Origin of the sequence: Streptomyces sp. WAC04114, assembly GCF_019733245.1 — a bacterium.
Lineage (GTDB): Bacteria > Actinomycetota > Actinomycetes > Streptomycetales > Streptomycetaceae > Streptomyces > Streptomyces massasporeus_A.
In genome coordinates this window covers 20,966-28,250 of record NZ_JAIGQA010000109.1, presented here as the reverse complement: position 1 = coordinate 28,250, position 7,285 = coordinate 20,966, and the positions used below count along the sequence as shown (strand labels likewise).

Below are 7,285 nucleotides of genomic sequence, written 5' to 3'. Positions count from 1 at the left end.
GTTCGGGGGTGGGTCCGGGGCCGGGGTTCTCGCCGGGGCCGCCGGAACCCTGCCGGTCCGCGGGCGGTCCGGGGGCGCCGGCCTCCTCCGCTGAGCCGGTCCCCTCGGGGTCCTCCGCGTCCAGCAGCCGCACCGCGTGCCGCCCCAGTTGGGCCACGAGCGCGCTCGGCAGCCACGGGTCGAGGGCGCGGCCGTCGGAGACGGTGTCGTCCGCGCCGATGCGTTCCAGGACGCGGTCGAGGGAGGGCCGGGCGGCGGGATCCTTGCGCAGGCAGTCCCGGACGAGGTCGGCGATGCCCTCGGGGACGGCCTCCAGGTCCGGCTCCTCCTGGGCGATGCGGAACATCAAGGCGTGCACACCGCTGTTGGCGGTGCCGAAGGGCAGGGCGCCGGTCGCGGCGTAGGCGAGGACCGAGCCGAGGCAGAAGACGTCGCACGCCGGGGTGATGCGGTCGCCCCGGACCTGCTCGGGCGCCATGAAGCCGGGCGAGCCGACGAGCGCGCCGGTGCGGGTGAGCCCGCCGTCCGTCACGGTCTCCAGGGCGCGGGCGATTCCGAAGTCGATGACGCGCGGGCCGTCGATGGTGACCAGCACGTTGGACGGCTTGAGGTCGCGGTGGACGATGCCGGCGGCGTGGATGTCCTTGAGGGCGTGCGCGAGCCCGGCCGCGAGGATGCGGACGGTCCGCTCGGGCAGGGCGCCGTGATCGTGCCCGACGACCTGCTGGAGGCTCGGCCCGGCGACATAGCCCGTGGCGACCCACGGCACCGCCGCCTCGGTGTCCGCGTCCAGCACCGGCGCCGTCCAGTACCCGCCGACCCGCCGCGCGGCCTGCACCTCCTGCCGGAACCGCTCCCGGAACTCCTCCTGCGCGGCCAGCTCCTCGCGCACGAGTTTCACGGCGACCGTACGGCCCCGCTCGGAGCGGGCCAGGTAGACGTGCCCCATGCCCCCCGCACCGAGCCGCGCCATCAGCCGGTACGCACCGATACGCGGTGGATCTCCGGGCCCCAGCTTCTCCATCGCTCAGCCGCCTTCCCCCCACACGTGAGCAACAGATCGAGAATAGTGCCGGGCCGGGGCGGGGTGGCCTGGGCGAACTCTACGGTTCCGTAACAGGCGGAGGCTGAGTTCCGGGCAGTCCCACCTGGTCCAGCACCGTCGACAGCCGTTCGAGCAGCCGTACCGCCTCCGCCAGCTCCGCCTCGCCGAACGCCTCGGCCAGCCGGTCGGCGAAGGCCGCGTGGCCGGGGTCGATCCGGGTGATCGCCGCGCGTCCCTCGTCGGTCGGGGCGAGGAGCTTGGCCCTGCGGTGTGCCGGGTTCGGCCGGTACTCCGCGAGCCCACGCTCCACCAGCAGGTCGGCGATGCGCTGCACGCTCTGCCGGGTGATGCCCATGGCGCGGGCGATGCCCGAGACCGGCAGCGGTTCGCCGAGGACCGCGCCGAGCACCTGCCACCATGCGGCGGTGAGCCCGGCCGGCCGGGCCAGTTCCTCCGCGACGGCGAGGAACTGGCCGTTGAGCCGGAACACTCCGAGGGCGCTGCGGCTGAACAGGTCCTGGCGCTCGCGGCTCACAGCGCGCCGGCCTTCTCCAGCACCCCGTAGGCCGCCGGGTCGGAGTCGTGGAACAGCCGGTACCAGGCGTCCAGCACCTCTCCCTCGTAGACCCCGAGGAGCCGGAGGATCTCGCGGGCGAAGGCGACGGGGTCGGTGGGGCCCGCGGTGATCAGGGGGCCGTCGGTGACGGCGTCGGCCTCGACGTAGCGGCCGCCGCCCGCGTAGCCGGTCGCGGCCAGGTAGAAGGAGATGGCGCTGGTGTGGTCGCGGTCGTCGAGCAGGCCCTCGCGGGCGAGTCCGGCGGTGGCGCCGCAGATGGCGGCGACCGGGACGCCCGCGTCGAGGAAGGCCCGGGCCGCGCGGGCGAAGGGGGCGAGGTCGTCGGTCCCCGCCGCAGTAGCGGCTGATGTCGCAGTCCACAGGTCGGCGCCCGGCAGGATCAGCAGCGCGCTGTCCTCGGGGCGCAGGTCGTCGAGGGCCAGGTCGGGCTGGATGCGCAGTCCGCCGATGCTCCGCACCGGGGCCGTGGTCGGGCCGACGGTCCGGATCTCGTGGCCGGTGCGGGCGAGCTGGGCCGTGGCGTGGCCGGTCTCCCAGTCGGCGAGGGTGTCGTATACGGCGAGATGGACGGGCTTGCCGGTGGTGGTGTTCATGACTCCTCCTCGATCCCGTGCGCTGATGACAGTATCCTGTCGCAACGACAGCACGCTGTCAATGGCGGTCGTCCCGCCTGGACAACCTGTCGGGGGGCCGCCGCCGACTCCAGACAGGCCGCCGATTTCACCGTCCTCTCCCCCGCACCTACGCTCGCCCGCATGACCCCTCAGCCGAACCCCGAAGCCGGCGCCGCCGTCAAGGCCGCCGACCGTGACCATGTGTTCCACTCCTGGTCCGCTCAGGAGCTCATCGATCCGCTCGCCGTCGCCGGTGCCGAGGGGTCGTACTTCTGGGACTACGACGGCCGGCGCTACCTCGACTTCTCCAGCGGGCTCGTCTACACCAACGTCGGCTACCAGCACCCGAAGATCGTCGCCGCGATCCAGGAGCAGGCCGCGAAGATGACGACCTTCGCGCCCGCCTTCGCGGTCGAGGCGCGGTCGGAGGCGGCCCGGCTGATCGCCGAGCGGACCCCGGGCGACCTGGACAAGATCTTCTTCACCAACGGTGGCGCCGACGCCGTCGAGCACGCGATCCGGATGGCCCGTCTGCACACGGGCCGCCCGAAGGTGCTCTCGGCGTACCGCTCGTACCACGGCGGCACGCAGCAGGCCGTGAACCTCACCGGCGACCCGCGCCGCTGGGCCTCCGACAGCGGCACGGCCGGGGTCGTGCACTTCTGGGCGCCCTACCTCTACCGCTCCCGCTTCTACGCCGAGACCGAGGAGCAGGAGTGCGCCCGGGCGCTGGAGCACCTGGAGACGACGATCGCGTTCGAGGGGCCCTCCACCGTCGCGGCGATCATCCTGGAGACCATCCCGGGCACGGCCGGGATCATGGTCCCGCCGCCCGGCTACCTCGCCGGGGTGCGCGAGCTCTGCGACAAGTACGGGATCGTCTTCGTCCTGGACGAGGTCATGGCCGGGTTCGGGCGGACCGGTGAGTGGTTCGCGGCGGACCTGTTCGACGTCACACCCGACCTGCTGACCTTCGCCAAGGGCGTGAACAGCGGATACGTGCCGCTGGGCGGGGTCGCGATCTCCGGCGCGATCGCGGAGACGTTCGGCAAGCGCCCCTACCCCGGTGGCCTGACGTACTCCGGGCACCCGCTGGCGTGCGCCGCCGCCGTCGCGACGATCAACGTCATGGCGGAGGAGGGCGTCGTCGAGAACGCGGCCCGGCTGGGCGCCGACATCGTCGGACCGGAGCTGCGGGCGCTCGCCGAGCGGCACAGAAGCGTCGGCGAGGTGCGCGGCGTGGGCATGTTCTGGGCGCTGGAGCTGGTGCGCGACCGCGAGACGCGGGAGCCGCTGGTGCCCTACAACGCGTCCGGTGAGGCGAACGCCCCGATGGCCGCCTTCGCCGCCGCCGCGAAGAAGGGCGGCCTGTGGCCGTTCGTGAACATGAACCGGACGCATGTCGTGCCGCCCTGCAACATCGGCGAGGCGGAGCTCAAGGAGGGCCTCGCCGTGCTGGACGCCGCACTGTCGGTCGCGGACGAGTACACCGCGTAAACACCTGTAAACCCGTCAGTAACCGACATCCTCGCGTCCCGTTCGAACGCGTATGGTGGCGTGCTCGTAGACGTACGTGTACGCGCACGCCACCCGAACGCGACGAGGGAGACGCCCCGACCATGCCCGCCAGCTCCGGCAACGGCGCCGTGATGCGCAGCACCCTGCGCCAGCAGATCGCCGACGCCCTTCGTGACGAGGTGCTGGCCGGGCGGCTCCAGCCGGGGCAGGAGTTCACGGTCAAGGAGATCGCCGAGCAGTACGGGGTGTCCGCGACGCCGGTGCGCGAGGCCCTCGTCGACCTCTCCGCGCAGGGGCTCCTGGACGCCGACCAGCACCGCGGCTTCCGGGTCCACGAGTACTCGGTCGACGACTTCCGCGGCATGATCGAGGCCCGCGGGCTGGTCATCGAGGGCATGTTCCTCGCGCTGACCGACGGGCGCCCGGGTGCGGTACGGCCGGACGATCCCCGGTCCGCCGCCGTGGTCGCCGGGGTCCGCAGGCGCGGCGAGGAGGCGCAGCGGGCGGCCGCCGCCGGTGATCTCACCGTCCTGATCGGCTACGACCTGCGCTTCTGGCGCGAGCTCGGCGCCTGCTTCGGCAACCCCTACCTCGGCGACTTCCTGCACCGGCTGCGCGTGCAGACCTGGGTCTGCGCGGTGCAGCACCTGCGGCGGCTGACGGATCTGCGCGGCGAGCTGTGGGCCGGGCACACCCAGCTGGTCGACGCGCTCATAGACCGCGACAACGACACCGCCCGGGCGATCATCGCCGCGTACAACACGCACTCGCTCAGCCTCATCGAGCGGCTCGCCTCCCGATGACGCTCAGCCCGAGCGAGCCGCTCGCCTCCCGATGACATTCAGCCTGATCGAGCCGCTCGCCTCCCGATGACATTCAGCCTGATCGAGCCGCTCGCTTCCCGATGACCCGAGTCGCCGCTGTCCGTATGGGTATGGGACATGCACGGCGGGAGCCGTGACCGCGCCGCACCGCTACCCTTCTTGACCACTGTGCTACCCGACCACCGCGCTGAGCGAGGAGCCTTCTTTGGCCTGTGACCTGTGGCTGGTACCGCTCGTCGACGTGTTGTGCCACACGCCGGACAACCCCTTCGCCGAGGAACTCGCGCAATACAACAAGGTGCTGGCCGAGGCCGGTCTGCCGCCGGTGCCGGTCTACCAGTACATGCCGGGCCTGTCCGGCGAGGTCGCCCCGGTCGCGGGCTTCGACTACGACGCGCTGCACTTCCTGCGCCGGGCCTATCTGCTCCAGATGTGCGGCCTGCCGGTGACGCCCGTGGACGAACTCGGCGGCGACTACGAGCAGTTGCTGGAGATGTTCGAGTCGACGGCCCAGCAGTCGCACCTGGTCTGGCACTACGACCACGCGGGCGCCTACGTCCCCGTCGACTTCCCCAGCCCGCTCGCCGACGACGCCCTCCTGGCCGGCGGCGGCCCACTCGGCTCCTCGCACGCGCTGCTGCGGGAGCTGGAGGTCGTCGCGCCGGCCCTCGGCATCGACCCGGCCAATCCGCCGGCGGCTCCTCAGGCGCCGCTCGCCCCGACGGAGCTGGAGGAACCCGCCGTGCCCGCCCCGTACGACCCGAGCCCGTTCGCGCGTGAACGGCACGTCTGGCTCGGGCTGCACGCGGCCGTGACCCGCAGTCTCGCCCAGGGGTCGATGATCGTCTTCAGCTGAGCCCGCTCGTCGTCAGCCGAGCCCGGTCGTCGTCAGCCGAGCCCGGCCGCCGTCGGCCGAGCCCTCGGCTCAGCGTCCCAGCTGGGAGAGGCCCTTCTGCACGTCCTCCATGTTCATCACGGGCGTGTAGGAGATCTCCGCGTCCAGCTGGAGGAAGAAGGGTTCGCTGATGACCGGCATCTGCCAGCTGTCCTGCATGTCGAAGAACACGTAGGCGGTGCGCTTGCCGTGGTCGGTGGTGAAATAGGCCGCTTCGGGCTTGATCTGTTCCATCGATTCCTGGATCAGCTTCCCCAGGGTGCCGTTCCGGATGAGCTCGTTGGACTTCTCCGTGTCCATGCTCATCTTGAGCAGTACGCGCATCGTGGTCACCTTCTTCTGGTCGACGCACGTGGGGGTATGAATTCAGCGTATGCCGGTTCCCGGCAACTCTCCCTGCGACGGAACGCAGGCCGCCCCCCGTGCGTACGGGGGGCGGCCTGCGGACGCGGGGGCGGCTCAGAGGAACGAGTTGATCTCGATCGTCTCGTCCCGGCCCGGGCCGACGCCGATCGCGGAGATCGGGGCGCCGGACATCTCCTCCAGCGCCTTCACATACGCCTGGGCGTTCTTCGGCAGGTCACCGAAGCTCTTGGCCTTGGAGATGTCCTCGTTCCAGCCGGGGAGCATCTCGTAGACCGGCTTGGCGTGGTGGAAGTCGGTCTGGGAGTACGGGAGCTCCTCGACGCGCTTGCCGTCGATCTCGTACGCCACGCAGACCGGGATCTGCTCCCAGCCGGTGAGGACGTCGAGCTTGGTCAGGAAGAAGTCGGTCAGGCCGTTCACGCGGGTCGCGTAGCGGGCGATGACCGCGTCGAACCAGCCGCAGCGGCGGTCACGGCCGGTGGTGACACCGCGCTCCCCGCCGATGCGGCGCAGCGCCTCGCCGTCCTCGTCGAACAGCTCGGTCGGGAACGGGCCGGCGCCCACGCGGGTGGTGTACGCCTTGAGGATGCCGATGACCCGGCTGATCTTCGTCGGGCCGACACCGGCGCCGGTGCAGGCACCGCCCGCGGTCGGGTTCGACGAGGTGACGAAGGGGTACGTGCCGTGGTCGATGTCGAGGAGCGTGCCCTGGCCGCCCTCGAACAGGACGACCTTGTCCTCCTCCAGCGCCTGGTTGAGGACCAGGACGGTGTCGGACACGTACGGCGCGAGCTTGTCGGCGTAGCCCAGCAGCTCTTCGACCACCTGCTCCACGGCGATCGCGCGCCGGTTGTAGAGCTTGGTGAGGACCTGGTTCTTGACGTCGAGGGCCGCCTCGACCTTCTGCGTGAGGATCGACTCGTCGTACAGGTCCTGCACGCGGATGCCAACGCGGTTGATCTTGTCGGCGTAGGTCGGGCCGATGCCGCGCCCGGTCGTGCCGATCTTCCGCTTGCCGAGGAAGCGCTCGGTCACCTTGTCCACCGTCACGTTGTACGGGGTGATGATGTGCGCGTTTCCGCTGAGGAGGAGCTTGGACGTGTCGACGCCACGCTCGTTCAGACCGCTCAGCTCGGAGAGCAGGACCGACGGGTCGACGACGACGCCGTTTCCGATGACCGGCGTACAGCCGGGAGACAGGATTCCGGAAGGGAGGAGGTGCAGTGCATACTTCTGGTCACCCACGACCACCGTGTGGCCGGCGTTGTTGCCGCCCTGGTAGCGCACTACATAGTCCACGGAGCCACCGAGAAGGTCGGTGGCCTTTCCCTTGCCTTCGTCACCCCACTGAGCACCGAGCAGCACAAGTGCGGGCACGCGCGTACACCCCTTCCGGGCGGGGCATGTCCATGGTCGAGGGCGAACGCGGCGGTGTACCACCGCGTG

Annotated in this window: 8 protein-coding genes; 3 read left to right on the top strand and 5 right to left on the bottom strand. The window is 71.0% G+C overall.

All coding sequences use genetic code 11. The features are described from left to right. From K4G64_RS25145 to K4G64_RS25135, 3 genes are all read right to left on the bottom strand, one after another. A partial coding sequence (locus K4G64_RS25145) for a serine/threonine-protein kinase (protein WP_260460936.1) occupies positions 1 to 1,024 on the bottom strand: 1,024 nt, incomplete at its 3' end. A 79-nt stretch (positions 1,025 to 1,103) separates the two neighbouring features. Further along, the gene (locus K4G64_RS25140) at positions 1,104 to 1,580 is read right to left on the bottom strand and encodes a MarR family winged helix-turn-helix transcriptional regulator (protein ID WP_221758273.1); all 477 of its coding nucleotides are present in this window, start codon (positions 1,578 to 1,580) and stop codon (positions 1,104 to 1,106) included. Then, positions 1,577 to 2,215, bottom strand: coding sequence for a DJ-1/PfpI family protein (locus K4G64_RS25135; protein WP_221758272.1), 639 nt, complete (start codon positions 2,213 to 2,215; stop codon positions 1,577 to 1,579). Before K4G64_RS25135 ends, K4G64_RS25140 begins: the two co-directional genes overlap by 4 nt. 162 nt (positions 2,216 to 2,377) lie before the next feature. On the opposite strand from K4G64_RS25135, the gene K4G64_RS25130 reads away from it, so the two are divergent. From K4G64_RS25130 to K4G64_RS25120, 3 genes are all read left to right on the top strand, one after another. Next, complete coding sequence (locus tag K4G64_RS25130) at positions 2,378 to 3,733, top strand: aspartate aminotransferase family protein (RefSeq protein WP_221758271.1); 1,356 nt, start codon at positions 2,378 to 2,380, stop codon at positions 3,731 to 3,733. A 122-nt stretch (positions 3,734 to 3,855) separates the two neighbouring features. Beyond that, positions 3,856 to 4,557 carry a GntR family transcriptional regulator gene (locus tag K4G64_RS25125; RefSeq protein WP_221758270.1) on the top strand — a complete coding sequence of 234 codons (702 nt, stop codon included), beginning with the start codon at positions 3,856 to 3,858 and terminating at the stop codon, positions 4,555 to 4,557. 226 nt (positions 4,558 to 4,783) lie between these two features. Next, positions 4,784 to 5,434, top strand: coding sequence for a hypothetical protein (locus K4G64_RS25120; RefSeq protein ID WP_221758269.1), 651 nt, complete (start codon positions 4,784 to 4,786; stop codon positions 5,432 to 5,434). A 69-nt stretch (positions 5,435 to 5,503) separates the two neighbouring features. On the opposite strand, the gene K4G64_RS25115 is transcribed toward K4G64_RS25120, so the two are convergent. Together K4G64_RS25115 and K4G64_RS25110 are read right to left on the bottom strand one after the other, a co-directional pair. Then, a complete protein-coding gene (locus tag K4G64_RS25115; RefSeq protein WP_031109636.1) occupies positions 5,504 to 5,797 on the bottom strand; it encodes a hypothetical protein in 294 nt (97 codons plus the stop codon). A gap of 135 nt (positions 5,798 to 5,932) precedes the next feature. Beyond that, complete coding sequence (locus K4G64_RS25110; protein WP_221758268.1) at positions 5,933 to 7,216, bottom strand: adenylosuccinate synthase; 1,284 nt, start codon at positions 7,214 to 7,216, stop codon at positions 5,933 to 5,935. Positions 7,217 to 7,285: the final 69 nt, after the last annotated feature.